The sequence below is a fragment of the Novosphingobium rhizovicinum genome (genome assembly GCF_040813635.1).
In the GTDB taxonomy this organism is placed as follows: Bacteria; Pseudomonadota; Alphaproteobacteria; order Sphingomonadales; family Sphingomonadaceae; genus Novosphingobium; species Novosphingobium rhizovicinum.
Genome location: NZ_JBFNXR010000021.1, coordinates 360,314 through 378,193, shown reverse-complemented (window position 1 = coordinate 378,193; position 17,880 = coordinate 360,314). Strand labels below are relative to the sequence as shown.

The 17,880-nt window shown below is 63.7% G+C and carries 19 protein-coding genes; 7 read left to right on the top strand and 12 right to left on the bottom strand.

Features of this window, described 5'->3' with window-relative positions; all coding sequences use genetic code 11:
- Window positions 1–15: 15 nt before the first annotated feature.
- The 9 genes from ABUH87_RS06575 to ABUH87_RS06535 form a co-directional block, all read right to left on the bottom strand.
- Window positions 16–594 (bottom strand): hypothetical protein, encoded by a 579-nt coding sequence (locus ABUH87_RS06575; protein ID WP_367771483.1) that lies wholly within the window; start codon window positions 592–594, stop codon window positions 16–18.
- Window positions 595–688: 94 nt separating this feature from the next.
- Window positions 689–1,222: a demethoxyubiquinone hydroxylase family protein gene (locus ABUH87_RS06570; protein ID WP_367771480.1), complete on the bottom strand. Its 534-nt coding sequence runs from the start codon at window positions 1,220–1,222 to the stop codon at window positions 689–691.
- Window positions 1,219–1,701 carry a disulfide bond formation protein B gene (locus tag ABUH87_RS06565; RefSeq protein ID WP_367771477.1) on the bottom strand — a complete coding sequence of 161 codons (483 nt, stop codon included), beginning with the start codon at window positions 1,699–1,701 and terminating at the stop codon, window positions 1,219–1,221. Before ABUH87_RS06565 ends, ABUH87_RS06570 begins: the two co-directional genes overlap by 4 nt.
- A 5-nt stretch (window positions 1,702–1,706) precedes the next feature.
- Entirely contained in the window at window positions 1,707–3,056 is a 1,350-nt protein-coding gene (locus tag ABUH87_RS06560; protein ID WP_367771474.1) for a S41 family peptidase, read from the bottom strand.
- A 126-nt stretch (window positions 3,057–3,182) separates the two neighbouring features.
- The gene (locus ABUH87_RS06555; protein ID WP_367771471.1) at window positions 3,183–4,361 is read right to left on the bottom strand and encodes a murein hydrolase activator EnvC family protein; all 1,179 of its coding nucleotides are present in this window, start codon (window positions 4,359–4,361) and stop codon (window positions 3,183–3,185) included.
- Window positions 4,362–4,408: 47 nt separating this feature from the next.
- On the bottom strand, window positions 4,409–4,834 hold the full coding sequence (locus ABUH87_RS06550) for a 23S rRNA (pseudouridine(1915)-N(3))-methyltransferase RlmH (RefSeq protein ID WP_367771468.1): 426 nt from the start codon (window positions 4,832–4,834) through the stop codon (window positions 4,409–4,411).
- Between the two features lie 83 nt (window positions 4,835–4,917).
- Window positions 4,918–5,319, bottom strand: a complete 402-nt coding sequence (gene rsfS, locus ABUH87_RS06545; protein ID WP_367771464.1) for a ribosome silencing factor — start codon at window positions 5,317–5,319, stop codon at window positions 4,918–4,920.
- A 133-nt stretch (window positions 5,320–5,452) separates the two neighbouring features.
- A complete protein-coding gene (locus ABUH87_RS06540; RefSeq protein ID WP_367771461.1) occupies window positions 5,453–6,127 on the bottom strand; it encodes a nicotinate-nucleotide adenylyltransferase in 675 nt (224 codons plus the stop codon).
- A 10-nt stretch (window positions 6,128–6,137) separates the two neighbouring features.
- Window positions 6,138–7,418: a glutamate-5-semialdehyde dehydrogenase gene (locus ABUH87_RS06535; RefSeq protein ID WP_419956671.1), complete on the bottom strand. Its 1,281-nt coding sequence runs from the start codon at window positions 7,416–7,418 to the stop codon at window positions 6,138–6,140.
- Between the two features lie 301 nt (window positions 7,419–7,719).
- On the opposite strand from ABUH87_RS06535, the gene ABUH87_RS06530 reads away from it, so the two are divergent.
- The gene (locus tag ABUH87_RS06530; protein ID WP_367771458.1) at window positions 7,720–8,793 is read left to right on the top strand and encodes a M23 family metallopeptidase; all 1,074 of its coding nucleotides are present in this window, start codon (window positions 7,720–7,722) and stop codon (window positions 8,791–8,793) included.
- Window positions 8,786–9,202 carry a bactofilin family protein gene (locus ABUH87_RS06525; RefSeq protein ID WP_367771456.1) on the top strand — a complete coding sequence of 139 codons (417 nt, stop codon included), beginning with the start codon at window positions 8,786–8,788 and terminating at the stop codon, window positions 9,200–9,202. The genes ABUH87_RS06530 and ABUH87_RS06525 overlap by 8 nt, the downstream gene beginning before the upstream one ends.
- Window positions 9,203–9,291: 89 nt before the next feature.
- Here the strand turns inward: ABUH87_RS06525 and ABUH87_RS06520 are convergent, their stop codons facing one another.
- The 3 genes from ABUH87_RS06520 to ABUH87_RS06510 form a co-directional block, all read right to left on the bottom strand.
- Window positions 9,292–9,996: a DUF1013 domain-containing protein gene (locus ABUH87_RS06520; RefSeq protein ID WP_367771453.1), complete on the bottom strand. Its 705-nt coding sequence runs from the start codon at window positions 9,994–9,996 to the stop codon at window positions 9,292–9,294.
- Between the two features lie 182 nt (window positions 9,997–10,178).
- Window positions 10,179–10,805: a glutathione S-transferase family protein gene (locus tag ABUH87_RS06515; protein WP_367771449.1), complete on the bottom strand. Its 627-nt coding sequence runs from the start codon at window positions 10,803–10,805 to the stop codon at window positions 10,179–10,181.
- 40 nt (window positions 10,806–10,845) lie between these two features.
- The gene (locus ABUH87_RS06510) at window positions 10,846–11,847 is read right to left on the bottom strand and encodes an NAD(P)H-quinone oxidoreductase (protein WP_367771446.1); all 1,002 of its coding nucleotides are present in this window, start codon (window positions 11,845–11,847) and stop codon (window positions 10,846–10,848) included.
- A gap of 86 nt (window positions 11,848–11,933) precedes the next feature.
- Between ABUH87_RS06510 and ABUH87_RS06505 the strand changes: the two genes are divergently transcribed.
- From ABUH87_RS06505 to ABUH87_RS06485, 5 genes are all read left to right on the top strand, one after another.
- Window positions 11,934–12,152: a DUF1192 domain-containing protein gene (locus tag ABUH87_RS06505; RefSeq protein WP_367771443.1), complete on the top strand. Its 219-nt coding sequence runs from the start codon at window positions 11,934–11,936 to the stop codon at window positions 12,150–12,152.
- Window positions 12,153–12,267: 115 nt separating this feature from the next.
- The gene (clpA, locus tag ABUH87_RS06500) at window positions 12,268–14,640 is read left to right on the top strand and encodes an ATP-dependent Clp protease ATP-binding subunit ClpA (RefSeq protein WP_367771436.1); all 2,373 of its coding nucleotides are present in this window, start codon (window positions 12,268–12,270) and stop codon (window positions 14,638–14,640) included.
- A gap of 69 nt (window positions 14,641–14,709) precedes the next feature.
- Entirely contained in the window at window positions 14,710–15,714 is a 1,005-nt protein-coding gene (locus ABUH87_RS06495) for a ligase-associated DNA damage response exonuclease (protein WP_367772164.1), read from the top strand.
- Window positions 15,714–17,321: a cisplatin damage response ATP-dependent DNA ligase gene (locus ABUH87_RS06490; protein ID WP_367771433.1), complete on the top strand. Its 1,608-nt coding sequence runs from the start codon at window positions 15,714–15,716 to the stop codon at window positions 17,319–17,321. Before ABUH87_RS06495 ends, ABUH87_RS06490 begins: the two co-directional genes overlap by 1 nt.
- A gap of 52 nt (window positions 17,322–17,373) precedes the next feature.
- Complete coding sequence (locus ABUH87_RS06485) at window positions 17,374–17,805, top strand: group II truncated hemoglobin (protein ID WP_367772162.1); 432 nt, start codon at window positions 17,374–17,376, stop codon at window positions 17,803–17,805.
- The last annotated feature ends 75 nt before the right edge of the window (window positions 17,806–17,880 follow it).

The window sequence follows — 17,880 nt, the reverse complement described above, 5'->3', positions numbered from 1 at the left end:
TGCGCCGCAGGTGGGTCACTCTCCCTGCGGCACCGCTTCCTGTCCGGCCGAGTTGGTCTGAGCGGCCGCTTCCTTGGCTCGCTGGCGAGCTTCGTAGGCGCGCTCCTCAGCCTCGACGCGCACCTGCTCATCCGCGGCAGTTTCGTCGATCGTGCTCAGGCGCCGCTCCCTCTCGGCCTGGATCAGCTCACTGAAGCGAACATCGGTGCCGTTCGCCCGCTCTGCCGCGGCCTGGCGGATCAGCTGCTGCGTACAACCGGTGAAACCTCCGGCCCCCACGGGCGAACAGCTCATGATGCCTTGGCGGCCAACCGTCTCATAGGCCATGACCCGGTTGGTCCAAGCATCGGCCTGCGGACGATCCACACCGCGAAGCGGCTCCGGAATGCGATACCGCTCTGACTCGGGCTTGCGCGCGCAAACCGTAATCTCGTCACCGCTCGAGACGGGACACTCATCGTCACCATAGACGATGACCTGGTTCACCCGTTCGCCGCCAGTTGCTGCCGCATCTGTCTGGGCGATTGCGGGGAACGCCAATCCGGCCGCGACAATGGCGGCTGGAAGAGCGGCGGCGGTCAGAATGCGCAACATGTTTCTAGCTCCAGTCGGCCGAGCGGTGTGCCTTGCTCGCCATATAGGGGGCACGGGGCTTGAATGATAGCTGAAGCCCGGGCGTCACAGGCTCTCAGATGCGCTCGGAGAGGCGAATGGCCAGCCGACAGCCCATGCGTATCGCTCCCGAGAGCAGGGGGTAAGCTGGAGCCCGCTCAGCACCGCTTGCAATGGCGGCGGCGTGGTGCGCGCGCTCATCATCGCGGAACGTGCGGATGTGCTCGGAAAGCTCTGGATCGTCGTCCCCGAGCTCTTCAAGCTGCTTGGTGTAATGCCGTTCGATCTCTGTCTCGACGGCTGCCGTGCACGCCATGGCAGCCTCTGGACCGAGCAGCGCCGTCGCAGCGCCGAGCGCAAAGCCTGCCGCAGACCAGACCGGCTGGAGCGCCGTCGGCCGCACCCCACGCTCGATCAGCATCGCATCGAAGACCTCCCGATGCGCCGCCTCCTGCATGGCCATTCCGGCAATCTCGGCAGCGCCAGGCGCACGGTTGCCCATGACAGCAATCTGACCCGCGTAGATCCGGGTCGCGCCGTACTCGCCTGCCTGATCCACGCGCAGCATGCGTTCCGACCGATTGTTCTGCTCGCCGCCCGCTACGGTCATGTGATTTTCCTGCCACGCCCAAGAAGAATGAAGATTGCCAGCGCCGCAGCGCACGAGAAGAGAAAGTTCCAGCCGGCCAAAGAGATCCCGAACAGCGACCAGGGCGCAACATCACAGCGCACCACAGGAGCTGCGAGAATGGCCGCAAGCGGGTCGCCCCCGGCGCTGAGCGGGCTTGCGGTGCAGGCCGTCACGCCTTCCCACCAGCCATACTCAACCCCGGCGTGGAAGGCACCAATCGCACCCGAGGCAGCGATGGCGACTCCCGCGAGCACCACCAACACTCGTGAGGGTAGCACGAAGGAGAGCACCGCCAGCGCGAGAGCCACGAAGTGCGGATAACGCTGCCACCAGCACATCTCGCAAGGGAACAGGCCAAAGGCATACTGGCCGATATAGGCCCCGGCGAGCAGAACCGCCGGCGCCAGCAGTGCAAGCAGTCGCGCAGCACGCAGCGGCTCGCTACCGGTCCTCCGCACAGCGCTTAGTTCTTGCGCGCCAGTGCGGGGCGCCCGGCTGCACGGTCCAACGTCTGGATCGCATAGTGCAGCTGGAAGTCCTTGATGCCTTGCTTCTTCAATTCCTCAGCCGTGAGCGAGAAGCGGGGATCATCCTGCTTGTCGGTCTCCAGTTCCTTATCATCGAGAGCCGCTTCGTTGATCAGATGGCCGCGCAGATCGGACTCTCGGACCGCCCGCTCTGCCCGAGCCTTGGCATCGGGGTCAGAAAGCTGCGGCACGCGAATGTCAGGATCGATCCCGCCCTCCTGCACCGAATGGCCAGCAGGCGTGAAGTAGCGCGCGGTGGTGAGCTTCACCGCGCTGTTGCGGTCAAGCCCGATCAGCGACTGAACGCTGCCCTTGCCGAAGCTGCGCTCACCCATGACCACGGCGCGGTGTTGATCCTGCAGGGCGCCCGCGACGATTTCGGACGCCGAGGCGCTGCCGGCGTCAATCAGAACGATCATCGGCAAGCCCTTGAGCACGTCTCCCCGGTACACCGATTCCGCACGGTAGAACTGGTTCTCGCCCGCGACACGGCCACGCTGCGACACGATATCGCCCTTCTCCAGGAACAAGTCGGACAGTGCCACCGCTTCATCCAGCGACCCGCCCGGGTTTGACCGCAGATCCAGAACGACACCGGCCAGCTTGCCCGCAGGAGTCTTGGCTACCTGCTGCTTCAACTGCACGATCGCGCTGTTCACGTCGCGACCCACGTTCCGTGAGAACTCGTTGACCGACACCACCCCGACATCGCCTCGGAGTTCATGGGTGACAGGTTCCAGTTCGATGACGCCGCGCGTGACAGTGACATCGAAAGGCTCGTCGCGGCCGGGGCGGAACAGAGTGAGGCGGATAGAGCTTCCCTCGGGTCCGCGCATCTTCGCCACGGCCTCATCAAGGTCACGCTCGAAGTAGAGCACACCATCCAGATGGGTGATGAAGTCGCCCGCCTTGATGCCCGCCTTCTCGGCAGGGCTGCCCTTGAACGGAGAGACGACCTTTACGGCGCCGTCTTCCTGAACGACGGAGATGCCAAGCCCCGTATAGTTGCCGTCGATCATCGTCTCGATGCGCTGCAGCGAGGCACCGTCCAGATATGTGGAGTGCGGATCGAGGCTGGCCAGCATGCCGTCGATCGCGCCCTTCAGCAGCTTGCTGTCGTCTACCTCGTCAACGTAGTTGTCCTTGACGAGCTGGTAGATGGCAAGAAGCTTGCCGAACTGCGGTCCGCTTCGCGCGTCGACAGCGGCAAGCCCCGCTGTTGCTGCAGGCAAAAGCGCCACAGCGCTGACAAGCAGGGAGGCGCGGACGAGAGGTGCGAATTTCATCAAGGCGATAGAGCCTACTCTTCTTCCGGAGGGCGTGGGGAACCCTCGCGATGAACAATTCCAAGTCTAAACCCCAACGCTCCCGATGGCCAGTGGCTCACCGGGCAGAGTTAAGATCGGAACAGATCATAGCGTACGCAAGTATTGCAGGGGATTAACAGGTTCCCCATCCCGCCGAAGTTCCACGCCAATTTGCGGTGACCCAGGCCCTGCCACACCAAGAGGAGAGCCGGCAACGACCTGCTCGCCCACGCTGACATCCAGACGTGCCAGTCCCGTGACCAGCGACGCCCAGCCACCTGGGTGCTCAATGATCACGATCTGGCCATACCCGCGATAGCGCCCTGCATAGGCAATCCGGCCGGGCGCCGGCACGACCGCCTGCGCGTTCGCAGACGGCGCCAGCACCAGCCCTCGAGAGCGGGCCTGGCCCGAAGCAACTTCCCCGAATCCCGTCAGCAACCGCCCGTTCAAAGGCATGATCCAGATAGGCAGCCCTTCAGGAGGGGCCGTGAAGCTCTCCGCCTCGACCACACGTGAATCCTCAGGCCGTGCAGGGCGCATGAGGGGTCCGGGAAGACGTGCCAGTGCATCGCGCAACTCGCCTTGGCGCCCGATCTCCTGCACCAGATCCCCCAGATCGCGCGCATGTTCCGCCAGTGCGAGCGCCCGCTCCGCTTCGCGACTGGCAATGCCGCTCGCCTCGCGGCTGGCGAGCCTTTGGCGTGCCTCAACCGCGGCAAGCTGCCGCCGCTTGTAACTGAGTTGCTGTTCCATCGTGCGAAGCTGAGACGTCGCAGCGCGTGCAGACTGCTCCAAAGCCTGTGCCTTGGCGATCTCGGACCGCAGATCGGCGGTCTGGCGCTCCACCTCCGGCAACAGTGTTTCGAGCATGGCCCGCATGTAAACCAGATCCTGCACCGAACCGGGACGCAGAAGCGCAAGCACAGGCGGCCGGCGGGAAAGGCGCTGCAGGGAAGCCGTTAACCGCGCGAGAGGCGCTTCGCGTTCGGCCATACGAGCGCGCAGATCGTCCCGTGCCGAGGCGATCAGCTTCAACTGCGCCTCTTGCGCAGCAAGCGCCGCTTCAGTTTCCTGCACCCGGGCGGCAAGTGCCGCGGCTTCGCGCGCCGTCCGCTCAGCCTGCTGCGTGATCGTGCGAGCTTGCGCCTCCAGCTTCTCGGCGCGCTGACGCGCCGCCGCGCCGTTTGCTAGAGCAACCGCCCTCTCGCGCTGCGTGGTTGCCGCGTCGGCCTCAAACAGCACCGGCGCGTCCTGCGCGACGGCAGCTCCAAAGACAGCCATCAGCACGCCACTCGCGCCGATAACCAAGGGAACGATGCGGCGGATCATCATCCAGAGCGGTGATAAGGATGGCCGGCAAGAATGCTGGTCGCCCGCCAGAGCTGCTCGGCCAACATCGCGCGGACGAGCAGGTGAGGCCAGGTCATGGTGCCGAAGCAAAGCAGAAGGTCCGCCTCAGCGCGCGCTTCATCGCCGTGGCCATCGGCAGCGCCAATGAGAAAACGCGTTTCCCTCACCCCATCGTCGCGCCAACGGCCCAACAGCTCTGCAAACGCTTCTGAGGACATCGTGCGCCCGCGCTCGTCCAGCAGAACCTGCCGGCAAGGCGTCTGCACAGGCGGCGGCATGCGCCCCCCGCTGTCAGGCAGCTCGGTGTGACGGAACGGCCACGTCAGCCGCTTGGCGTACCGGTCCAGCAGTTCTGCCTCGGGCGAGCGAGCGATTTTCCCCCTGGCGATGATGTGCAAGAGCATGGCTGCAGCGCGGCGCTTTCGCGACCGCGCAAATCCCCCTTCACGGCCAGGCGCCCACTACGCCTGGCGTCAACTCAACCCGGTCAGGCCGCGCCGGCGCTACCCTCGCCAAAGCCCCACATGCGTTCCAGATTGTAGAAGGTACGCACTTCCGGGCGAAACAGATGAACGACCACTCCGCCTGCGTCCACAAGAACCCAGTCGGCGGCGGGGAGTCCCTCGATTCGCGAGTTGCCGTGACCGGCATGCTTCACCCGCTCGGCAAGTTTCTGCGCGATTGCGGCAACTTGCCGGCTGGAACGGCCGGAAGCGATAACCATGTAATCGGCAATGCTCGATTTGCCCTCGAGGTCGATGGTAACGACATCCTGGGCCTGGTCGTCGTCGAGCGATTGCAGGACGATGGCTAGAAGCGGATCGTCCGTCCCGGCGATGACCGGGTTCGTGGTGCCGGTGTGGACCGGCTGTACGTGTGCCTGTGGCATTTTAAGGGCAGTCAGCTCCTGTCTTTGGTGTCACGCAACAGCAGCCGAGCGAATCTCGACAGCTCCCGTGTGGAATTGCAGTGCGCATAAGGTTTGAAGTGGGGGTTGCGTCCGTTCGGTGCAACCTGCCCGCTCACGCAAGGTGTCCGGGGATAGGGCGATGCGTGATCTGGTCACGCAAGCTCCTGTCCGACAAACGGTCGGGCCAGTCCGGATCAGCAAGGCGGAGCGCCGTAGCCGAACGCGGGTCAGGATCGAAACGCAAGGTCACCAGCGCCGGGGCGCTCCACGTTTCCCGGAGTTGCAAGCTGGCGGGGCGCTTCCGGTAGCGGCTCAGCCAGGCCATCGCGGGGCTCGCGAAGGCAGCCCGATCATAGCCCGGACGGGCAACAACCGCAATCGGCATGAGTCGCGCGATCCTCCGCCAGTCGCGCCAGCGGTGGAACTGGGCGAGATTGTCTGCCCCCATGATCCACACGAATCGGCGTTTGGGGTAGCGTCGGACCAGCCGAAGCAGAGTCTGGCTGGTGTAATTTGTGCCAAACTCGCGCTCGATCGCTGAGACACGAATGGGCGCGCGCCGCGCCTGAAGAGCGGCGGAAGCAAAACGTCTCGCCAGTGGAGCCATCCCTTCGCGCGGCTTGAGCGGGTTTCCCGGCGAGACCAGCCACCAGACTTCCGTAAGCCCCAGCGACTCCGCCACCATCAGAGAGATTCGACGGTGCCCGCCATGAGCCGGATTGAAACTGCCGCCCAAAAGCCCCGTCGCAACAGGTCCGCGCGTCCCGAGATCAGATTCTGCCGCCAAGAACTGGCACTCAGGGCCGGGTCTGTCCCGTTCCGCGCACCAGCCACTTGTACGTTGTCAGCCCCTCCAGAGCGACGGGCCCACGCGCGTGGAGTCGACCAGTAGCAATCCCGATCTCCGCACCAAGGCCGAATTCGCCGCCATCAGCGAACTGGCTTGAGGCGTTCACCATCACGATCGCGCTGTCGACTTCAGCAAGGAAGCGCTCAGCAACGGCGTCGTCGCTGGTGACGATAGCATCGGTGTGATGGGAAGAATGGGTAGCGATATGCTCCAGCGCGGCATCCAAACCATCGACAACCGCCACAGAGAGGATCGCGTCGAGGTATTCGGTATCCCAATCCTCTTCGCTTGCCGGGACAATGCGGGCATCCAAGGCTCTTGAACGCGCGTCGCCGCGCAGCTCACAGCCAGTGTCGAGCAGATCGCGCACAAGAGCAACGCTGGCAGGAAACTTGGCGTCGAGCAGCAGTGTCTCCATGGCTCCGCAGATCCCCGTGCGCCGCATCTTGGCGTTGCGAGCGATCGCGCGAGCCATATCGGGATCGGCGGATCCGTGAACGTAAGTGTGGCAGATGCCGTCAAGATGGGCCAGCACCGGCACGCGGGCATCTGCCTGAACACGCGCGACCAGACTCTTCCCGCCGCGCGGCACGATCATGTCGATCAGCCCAGCGGCTGTGAGCATGGCGCCCACGACTTCGCGTGATTGGGTCGGCACAAGCTGCACTGCCGCAGAGGGCACGCCCGCGCTCTCCAGGCCACGCACCATGGCCGCATGGATCGCGCGGTTGGAATGGAGCGCCTCGCTGCCACCTCTCAGCAGAACCGCATTGCCGGACCGCAAGCACAAAGCGGCAGCGTCGGCGGTCACGTTCGGGCGGCTTTCATAGATAATCCCGATCACGCCGATGGGGATCCGCACGCGCGAAAGCACGAGTCCGTTGGGTCGCTCACGCCGGTCGATCACCTCGCCAACGGGATCGGCGAGCCCTGCAACCTGGTCGATCGCGTCAGCAATCGCGGCAATCCGCTGCGAATCCAGCTTCAGCCGATCCAGCATCGCGCCCGACAGGCCTTTGGCTTCACCTGCGGCGAGATCCTTCGCATTTGCCGCCAGGATCGATGGCTCGTCATCCCGCAGAGCGGCGGCCGCAGCTTTCAGCGCCTTCGCTTTCTGCACATCGGACATGAGGGCAAGGGCACGCTGAGCACTACGCCCTGCCTGCGCAAGGCGCTCAACCAGGACCTCGGGCGACTCCGCAACGGGGCTCTCCATATTCATGCGCATCGAGTAACACCACGCGGCCGGCGTGTCACCGCGCCACGTGCGACGAGCCGCCCCTCCTCAGCGCCGCAGCGGCCGACGATTGCAGAGAGTTCCCGTGATTTTAGCGACTTAACCCGCTATACGCTCAGCTCAGCGGGATTCCGCATCAAGGCAGGACAGGCGGATTCGCCTTGGTAAGCTCTCATTGGTACGGCGCCGGCCAACAGAAGAATTGCTATTACGCGGGGTCGCTTTGAATACTGTAACCGCCAGCGCGCTCATAGCGCGCTTGCGGACCATTTTCCCTGATCGCGAGCTCTTCATGCGGTCTCAAGGGCAGGTCCGATTCATCAAAATCTCGACGAAAGTGCAGGCACTTGGCGCATTGGCGCTTTTCCTCCTGCTGGCCGCCTGGTTTGGAACCATGCTCAGCCTGACGGCGTCGCACTGGTCTGCCAGTCGTGAGCGGGCCCGCCTGCTCGAGCGGGAGGCTCAAGTCTCCAGCGCTCAGGACCGAGTGCAGGCGTACCGCGGGGAGCTGACATCCGTTGCTTCCGATCTCGCTCAACGTCAGGATTTCATTCAGCGGATGGTGGAAGCCCATCTGGGTGATCTGCCCGCTGAAGCGGCTGGGTTCGAAGCACAAGAGAGCGAAGAAGGGGCGAGCGAGGTCGTCAAGATCAGCGCCGCGATCCCCGAAGCCGCTGCGCTCGCCCGCCTTGAAGCGGATCAACTCGCGTTTGTGGATCGCCTGACGCGCTACGCCGACAGCCGCTCCGCGCGTGCGGCAGACGCCATGCGCAAGCTTGGGCTTAGCCCGACCAGCGTCCTGGCCTCGGCCCGCTCGCATAGCGCAAAGGGCGGTCCGCTGCTGCCGCTGGCGACGGCGCGCGACGGCTCTCTGGACCCACGGTTCCGCCGTCTCGGCACCAGCCTGGCTCGCATGGATGCACTCGTATCCAGCCTCGCCAGCGTGCCTCAGGCGCGTCCTGCCAACGTTGCCTATGTGTCTTCCAGCTTTGGCTATCGAGCCGATCCGTTCAATGGAAGCGCAGCCTTCCATGCCGGGCTCGACTTCCCAGGCCCGATGGGTTCCCCGATCTATGCTGCAGCCCAAGGCACGATCACCTTCGTGGGTGAGAAGCAAGGCTATGGGAACTGCATCGAGATCAGCCACGGCAATGGTCTGATGACGCGCTACGCTCACTTGTCCGGTTTCGCCGCGCGCACAGGCCAGAAAGTCGCAACCGGGGCGCGCATCGCGACAATGGGAAGTACCGGACGCTCAACTGGTCCGCACCTCCACTTCGAGGTCCGCCTCAACGACAAGCCCGTCAACCCACGGCCCTTCCTGGAAGCCGCCCGTCATGCTCAAGAAGTTCAGCCCCATGCCTAAACCACTCGGTACCCACCGCCCGATCAACGGCGGCACCTTCTCCCTTCTGGGAGGCGACACCTCCATCTCCGGCAACATTACCGCCACGGCAGATCTTCATATCGAAGGCCGCGTGCAGGGTGACATCGCCTGCACCGCGCTTGTTCAAGCGGAAAGCAGTGAACTGGTGGGCGCGATCAATGCAGAGACCGCTCGCATCGCCGGGCGTGTTGAAGGCTCAGTGAGCGCACGCGAAGTCGTCATCCTGCAGTCGGCCCGCATCCGGGGCGACATCACCTATGATGCGCTCACCATAGAGCAGGGCGCGCAGCTGGATGGTCGCCTCACGCCCCGCAACGCACAGAGCCAGGCAGTTGCACGCGGGCGTGACGGTAACGAAGCGAGGCTGATACTCGCCGCGCCAGAGTAAGGCTCGGGCCGAACTTACCGCTCGGCTCCCATCCCACCCTATGACGGACGATCCGGCGCGGCGCTGGATCGTCCGTTTTTACGTTTGCCTTAGCGGTTTCTTTCTTCCGCTTCTGCAGCGCGCTTCGCCTCGAGCCAGGCAGCCGCCTCGGCTTCCTGAGCAGCCTCTCCGGCGGCCCGAACCGCGTCTTCGCGCTCCTTGCGCAGTTCTTCGATCAACGCCTCGCGATCGTCACCCAGGCGCTCGTCGTCGCGCCCATCGTCTTCGATCCCGGCCTTCTTCGCCGCCTTGGCAACGATGGCGTCCAGCTCACGCTGCGAGCACAGGCCGAGTGTCACTGGATCCTTTGGCGTGATATTCGCGATGTTCCAGTGGCTGCGATCGCGGATCGCGGCGATGGTGTTGCGCGTGGTGCCGATCAGCTTGCCGATCTGCGCGTCCGATACCTCGGGGTGGTGGCGCAGGATCCAAGCGATACCGTCGGGCTTGTCCTGGCGCTTGGACACAGGGGTGTAACGCGGACCCTTCGTGCGGCTGACGGTGACGGGCGCCTTGTGCATCTTGAGCTTGTACGAGGGGTCAGCCTGGCCCTTCTCGATCTCCTCCATCGTCAACTCACCCGAGCGCACCGGATCACGGCCGGTGTACTTGCTCGAAGCAAGATCGTCGGCCATGGCCTGGACCTCAAGGATATGGAGACCGCAGAACTCGGCGATCTGCTCGAAGGTGAGGCCGGTGCTGTCGACCAGCCATGAGGCGGTCGCGTGCGGCATCAGCGGTGTGGGCTGGCTCATGTCTCTTGGTCCCGATGAGATCGATCAACTGTAATCGAAGGCGTAAAAACGATAAGGGCCGCCCCTCACGGAGCGGCCTAACCGGGATAATCTAGGCCGATCTTGCGGATTCGGCAAGCAAGAGTGCGACATTTGTCGCCTCATCCCCGCGTCCACGGCGGCTCGCCGTGCCCGTTTCGCGCTCAATCCATCGGCACATAGCCCTTCAGGCCTGAAACCCGATTGAGCCAGGCGCAGACTGCCGGATAGTCCCGCAGGCGAAAACCACCTGCCTCGCAGACGTGCGTGTAGGGGTAGAGCGCAATGTCGGCCAGGCTCGGCTGGTTACCCACAAACCAGGCGCGGCTGGAAAGGTGATCGTTCATCATCGAAAGAGCCGCCTCGCCCCCGGCCCGCTTCGCCATGATCTGATCGCGCTGGAAGCGGCTGAGGTTCGCCTCACCGACGAACAGGAGCCAGAACCGCAAAGTGGCCACGTTCGGCTCGTGGTTATACTGCTCGAAGAACATCCATCGCAGCATATCGGCCCGGTCGAACCGCTCAGCCGGCACCAGAGGCGACCCTTCCGCAAGATACCAGCAGGCGGCATTGCTCTCCGGCAGGAAACGGTCGCCGATCTGCAGAACCGGAATGCGCCCATCGGCGTTCACGTTCTGCAGAAACTCCGGCCTGCGCGTATCGCCCTTCATGATGTCGTACTGCTGCCGCCGCAATGGCAGCCCCAGCAGAGCGGCCGTCAGCCGGATCTTGTAGCAATTGCCGCTACGCGGATCCTCGTGGAGGGTCAGGCTATCCAATTGGGCAGTCATTTATCCAGCGTCCCTTGCGAAAAGCACAGCCCGTGCGCATTCAAACCTCTAGGACGATCTTGCCGACGTGATCGCCCGCCTCCATGCGGCGGTGCGCATCGGCCGCCCGGGTCAGAGGGAAAGACGCATCCATCACCGGCCGAAGTTCGCCGTTTTCGACCGAAGGCCAGACCTCTGTCGCGATTTCACGTGCCAGCAATCGCTTGAACGATGCCGGGCGCGGCCGCAGAGTCGATCCGGTGAGCACGTATCGGCGACTCATCACGGCGGCCATGTTAACGTGCGCCTTGGCTCCGCCCAAAACTGCGATGGTCACGTGCCTGCCATCTTCCGCAAGGCACTTCAGATTGCGCGGAACGTAGTCGCCAGAAATCATGTCGAGCACAAGGTTCACGCCTTTACCGTCGGTAATTCGCGCCACTTCAGCGACGAAGTCACTTTCCTTGTAGTTGATAGCATGGTCCGCGCCGATCTCACGCGCCCGCTTGCACTTGGCGGCGCTGCCGCAGGTTACGATCACGGTCATGCCGAACAGCTTGCCCAGCATGATCGCCATCGTTCCGATCCCGCTGGTCCCGCCGTGAACGAGCATCGTCTCGCCATCGATGGCCCAGCCGCGATCGAAAACGTTGTGCCAGACGGTGAAAAGCGTCTCCGGAAGCGCTGCCGCCTGGTCGAGAGGCAACGAATCGGGAACGGGAAGACACTGCCCCGCATCGGCGATGCAGTATTCGGCATAACCGCCTCCCGCCACGAGGGCACAAACACGAGCGCCGTCTTGCAGAGTGCCAACGCCAGCCCCCACGCTGACCACAGTTCCCGAAATCTCCAGACCCGGCAGCGGCGAAGCATCGGGCGGAGCGGGATATTGTCCCTGCCGCTGCAGCACGTCCGGTCGGTTGACACCCGCAAATGCCACTTTCACCAGCACCTCACCGGGACCGGGGCGAGGCACCGGAACCTCGCAGGGGACCAGCACGTCAGGCCCCCCGGGCGCTTCGATGGCGATCGCGGTCATCATCTCTGGAATCGTGTCCTGCATGGCGATGTGTTGCCACAACGGAGTGCCGCTGGGTAAGTGTTTTCAACCGTTGACAGTCGCGGCGAGCCGTCCGATGCTGCAACGCAATGGACGACGACGAGCGACCGCGGCGACGGTCGACCGAAGGCAGCTTCGGTGCCGCCAGCCTCCTCGCCAGCGAGAGCCTAGAAAGCTATTCGCTGGATGAACTCGACGCACGCATTTCTTTGCTCCAAGCCGAGATCGACCGGATCAAAAGTCATAGGGAAAAGACAGCCGCGCACATGCGGGCCGCCGAATCCCTATTCAGGCCGAAACAGCTTTGAGTTGGGCGCGTTATCTCGAAACGGTGATGCCGCATCCTATATTGGTCGCAACAAGCGCTGACCCTCGGGCCACATCCCGATCCGGAGCGCGATACTATCCAATGAAAGAACGCTAATGCCCAGTTTCGCGCAAAGCCTTGAGAAGACACTGCACTCTGCGCTGTCGCATGCGTCGGACCGCAGCCATGAATACGCCACGCTCGAGCATCTCCTGCTGGCGCTGATCGACGATAGCGACGCCGCCCAAGTCATGCAGGCTTGCGGTGTGGACCTCGGCGATCTTGGCGATGTCGTGCGCCAGTACCTGGATCAGGAATATCAATCACTGAAGACCGAGGAGAAGGGCGATCCGGCCCCCACTGCGGGTTTCCAGCGGGTCATCCAGCGCGCCATCCTGCACGTCCAGTCTTCGGGCAAGGACACTGTCACGGGTGCCAACGTGCTGGTCGCGCTCTTTTCCGAGCGGGACAGCTACGCCGTTTATTTCCTGCAGCAGCAAGACATGAGCCGCCTGGATGCTGTCAGCTACATCAGCCATGGCATTGGCAAGGGCGGCCGCCGCATCGAAGACCGCAATTCGAAGGGATCGGAAGAACAGCAGCCTCAGGCAGAGGACAAGTCGGAGGCCAAGGGCGGAAACAAGAAGGATTCCGCGCTCGACCAGTTCACCGTCAATCTCAACGAGAAGGCGCTTTCGGGCAAGGTGGACCCGCTGATCGGTCGCGGTCCCGAAGTCGACCGGACGATCCAGATCCTGTGCCGCCGCTCCAAGAACAACCCGCTCTACGTGGGCGATCCGGGCGTGGGCAAGACCGCCATTGCCGAAGGTCTCGCGCGCAAGATCGTCGAGGGTGAAGTGCCCGAGGTGCTCGAGGAAGCGGTGATCTACTCGCTCGACATGGGCTCGCTGCTGGCGGGCACGCGCTATCGCGGCGATTTCGAAGAGCGGCTGAAGCAGGTCGTATCCGAGCTGGAAAAGATGCCGCACGCGGTGCTGTTCATCGACGAGATCCACACCGTGATCGGTGCCGGTGCGACCAGTGGTGGCGCGATGGACGCCTCCAACCTGCTCAAGCCTGCGCTGTCGGGTGGCACGATCCGGTGCATCGGCTCCACCACCTACAAGGAGTTCCGCAATCACTTCGAGAAGGACCGCGCGCTGCTGCGGCGCTTCCAGAAGATCGACGTGAACGAGCCTTCGGTTGAGGACACCGTCAAGATCCTCAGAGGTCTGCGCACCGCGTTCGAGGAGCACCACAAGGTCAAGTACACGCCCGACGCGATCAAGACCGCCGTCGAACTCTCGGCTCGTTACATCAATGACCGCAAGCTGCCGGACAAGGCGATCGACGTGATCGACGAAGTTGGCGCGATGCAGATGCTGGTGCCCCCCAGCCGCCGCAAGAAGACCATCACCGCGCGCGAGATCGAGGCGGTGATCGCGACAATGGCACGCATCCCTCCCAAGTCGGTCAGTTCGGACGACAAGAAGGCGCTCGAGTCGCTCGAACGCGATCTGAAGCGTGTAGTCTTCGGCCAGGACAAGGCGATCGGCGTGCTCTCGACGGCGATGAAGCTCAGCCGGGCAGGCCTGCGCGATCCGGATAAGCCGATCGGCTCGTTCCTGTTCTCCGGCCCAACCGGCGTCGGCAAGACCGAAGTCGCCCGCCAGCTCGCCAACATCATGGGCATCGAGCTGAAGCGCTTTGACATGTCGGAGTACATGGAACGCCACTCGGTCAGCCGCCTCATCGGTGCGCCTCCGGGCTATGTCGGGTTCGACCAGGGCGGTCTGCTGACCGACGCGATCGACCAGAATCCGCACTGCGTCCTCTTGCTCGACGAAATCGAGAAGGCGCACCCGGACCTGTTCAACATCCTGCTGCAGGTGATGGACAACGGGCGGCTCACCGATCACCACGGCAAGACGGTCGATTTCCGTAATGTGGTGCTGATCATGACCACGAACGCGGGCGCTTCGGACATGGCGCGTTCGGGCATCGGCTTCGGCGATGTTTCGAAGGCCGACGCGGGCGAAGAGGCGGTGAAGCAGATGTTCACCCCTGAGTTCCGCAACCGTCTCGATGCGATCGTGCCCTTCGCCTACCTGGGCAAGGACACCATCAGCCGGGTCGTCGACAAGTTCATCCTCCAGCTGGAACTGCAGCTGGCGGATCAGAACGTCCACATCCAGTTCGACTCGGATGCGCGCGAATGGCTGGGCGAGCGTGGCTACGACAAGCTCTACGGTGCACGCCCGATGGGCCGTCTCATCCAGGAAAAGGTGAAGCAACCGCTTGCCGAGGAACTGCTGTTCGGCAAGCTGGCCTCTGGCGGTGAAGTGCATGTCTCGGTCAAGGACAAGACGCTGTCCTTTGAGCTGACCCCGGCCCCGCCGAAGCTGACGAAGGCCAAGAAGAAGAAGGCGCCAGTGAAACCCAGCGGGCCGGAGACGGACCCTGAGTCAGAGGCGAGCTCGGACGAGTAAGCCCGTCCTGCTCCTGATGCCCTCAAGGATGGGGTGGAACCGCAGCGGTTCCGCCCCATTCTTCTATCCATGACTCACGACTTCTCCTGGATCCGACCCGAGCCTTGGGGGATCCACGTCGTACCCGCAGATTGCTGGATCGATCCCTCCCGCCCCGTCCCCCGCGCACTGGTGACTCACGGGCATGCGGACCATGCACGCGGCGGCCATGGGGAAACGCTGGCCACGCCCGAGACGCTGGCGATCATGAAGCTGCGCTACCAAACGCAGGATGGTGCGCGTGCCACAGTTTACGGCGAGCCTGTCCCGCTGAGAGGTGGCGTCACCGCGACCTGGCTGCCGGCCGGTCACGTTCTGGGTTCTGCGCAGATCCTGCTGGAGCACGCCGGTGAACGAATCGTCGTCACCGGTGACTACAAACGCCGCCCCGATCCCACGTGCCCGCCTTTCGAAGTCACCGCCTGCGATGTGCTGATTACTGAGGCGACGTTCGGCCTGCCGGTGTTCCGCCATCCGCCGATCGAGCACGAAATCGCCAAGTTGCTCAAGGCTCTTGCCGACAATCCTGACCGCTGCATTCTCGTCGGAGCCTACGCGCTGGGAAAGGCGCAGAGGCTGATCGCGGAGGTTCGCCGCGTAGGCCACTGCGCGCCTATTTATCTGCACGGAGCCATGGAGCGGATGTGCAGGCTCTATGAGAGCTTCGGCGTCGATTTGGGCGACCTCCGGCTGGTCAGCGACGCCAAAAAGGAGGAGATCGCCGGCCACATCGTCGTCTGTCCGCCCTCGGCGCTCAACGATCGTTGGAGCCGCCGTTTGCCCGAGCCGATCACCGCGATGGCATCTGGCTGGATGCGTGTGCGGCAGCGGGCACGCCAGCGCATGGTGGAGCTGCCGCTTGTCATCTCCGATCATGCAGACTGGGATGAATTGACCAAGACCGTAGAAGACGTGAACCCATACGAAACATGGATTACCCATGGGCGCGAGGAGGCCATGCTGCGCTGGTGCCAGCTTCACCAGCGCCGCGCCAAAGCGCTGGCGCTGGTGGGCTACGAAGATGAGGACGACTGATGGAGGCGTTCGCCGCACTCCTCGACGCGCTGGTCTACACGCGCAGCCGCAACGCCAAGCTCAAGCTGCTGGCAGATTACTTGCGAGAGACGCCCGATCCGGACAGGGGCTGGGCCTTGGCCGCGCTGACCGGCGGGCTCGACTTCCCGGCGGTGAAGTCCTCCACGATCCGAAACCTGCTGAGCGAGCGCGTCGATCCGATCCTCTATGCACTCAGCCGCGATTTCGTGGGGGACAGTGCCGAGACGGCGAGCCTGCTTTGGCCAGAACCCGGCACCGCCCCCACGCCCCCTACCGTCTCCGAAGCGGTGGACGCCCTTTCGCGGATGACGCGCGCTTCAGTCATGACTGCGCTTCCCGAGCTGCTCGACCGGCTGGATTCCGACGGGCGTTATGCGCTGCTCAAAATGGCCACCGGGGCGATGCGGATCGGCATTTCGGCACGCTTGGCCAAGACGGCGTTCGCCCAAGCATTTGGCGTTCCCGTCGAAGAGGTCGAGGAGCACTGGCACGGTCAAACCCCACCCTATCAGCCGCTGTTCGCGTGGGCCGCACATGGTGAGGAGGCGCCCTCCTCCGAGGGCATCCCGCTGTTCCGTCCCTTCATGCTTGCCCATCCGCTCGACGAAACGATCGTCGATATGGCCGACTACGCGGCGGAGTGGAAATGGGACGGCATCCGCGTCCAGCTGGTGCGCGCGGAAGATGCGGACGGCAACGGAGAGACCCGGGTCTACTCGCGCTCTGGCGACGACATCTCAGGGACCTTTCCCGAAGTTGCCGCCTCACTGCCGTTTCCGGCTGTGCTGGATGGCGAACTGCTGGTGCGCGGCTCGCACCAGGGGGGCGAGGAAGGCGGCGCGGCTAGCTTCAATGCGCTTCAGCAGCGGCTTGGCCGCAAGACTGTGAGCAAGAAGATGCTTGCCGAGTACCCCGCGTTTGTCAGGCTTTACGACGTGCTGATCCTGGATGGAGAGGACTTGCGCGAGCTGCCCTGGGGGCAGCGCCGTCAGCGGCTCGAAGCCCTGATGCCGCGGCTCGATCCGGACCATTTCGACTTGAGCCAGGTGATCGACGCCGGGACGCTCGAGGATCTTGCGAAGATCCGTGGGCGGACGCGTGACGATGCGATCGAAGGTGTCATGCTCAAGCGGCGCGATTCGCCCTACATCGCCGGACGGCGCACAGGGCTGTGGTACAAGTGGAAGCGCGATCCGCTGCTGGTCGACTGCGTGATGATGTACGCCCAGCGGGGTAACGGGCGGCGCAGCTCGTTCTATTCAGATTATACCTTCGGCTGCTGGGACGGAGACCCCGACCAAGGCGCTGAACTTCTCCCGGTGGGCAAGGCTTACTCCGGCATCACGGACGAGGAGCTGAAATGGCTCGACAAGTATGTTCGTAACCACACGGTCAACCGGTTCGGTCCGGTGCGCGAGACGGAGCGAACGCTTGTTCTGGAGGTGGCGTTCGATTCGATCCACGCCAGCAAGCGCCACAAGTCCGGCGTTGCGATGCGCTTCCCGCGCATCAATCGCATCCGCGCGGACAAACCGGCCCATGAGGCGGACCGGATTGAAGCCCTGAGGGCGCTTATCCGCGATTGAGCCAGCGGATTGACCTCGATCAATGTTGCGCCGCGCAACTTCGGCCAACAAGATGCATGTGCAGTCCGAAGCTCCCCCGCCCGTGACCAACGAAACCACAACAAAGCCGGCCACGCCTTTCGACCGACTCGGTGGCCATGCGACCATGGAAGCGATCTGCAACCGCTTCTACGATCTTATGGATAGCGACCCCGCCTATGCGGAACTGCGAGCCATGCACGCGGCGGACCTTGCGCCCATGCGCAAGGGACTGCCGCTTTTCCTTGCCGGCTGGGCGGGCGGACCGCGGGACTGGTTCGAAGCCAATCCTGGCCGCTGCATGATGAGCCTGCACGCACCTTTCACCATCAACCGAGCCGTCGCCGGTCAGTGGGCCGAGGCGATGCAGCGCGCAATTGCCGACGTGTCACCTGAACCGCCAGAGCTCGCGCGGGGACTCTCGAAAGCTCTCAGCGATTTAGCCCTCTCGATGGGACGTGATTGACTGCCTCTTTGGTCGCGGTTGATCCCAACCGAGGACTTGGCACGCATCCGCTCGAGGCATAGCCTGCACGCAAAA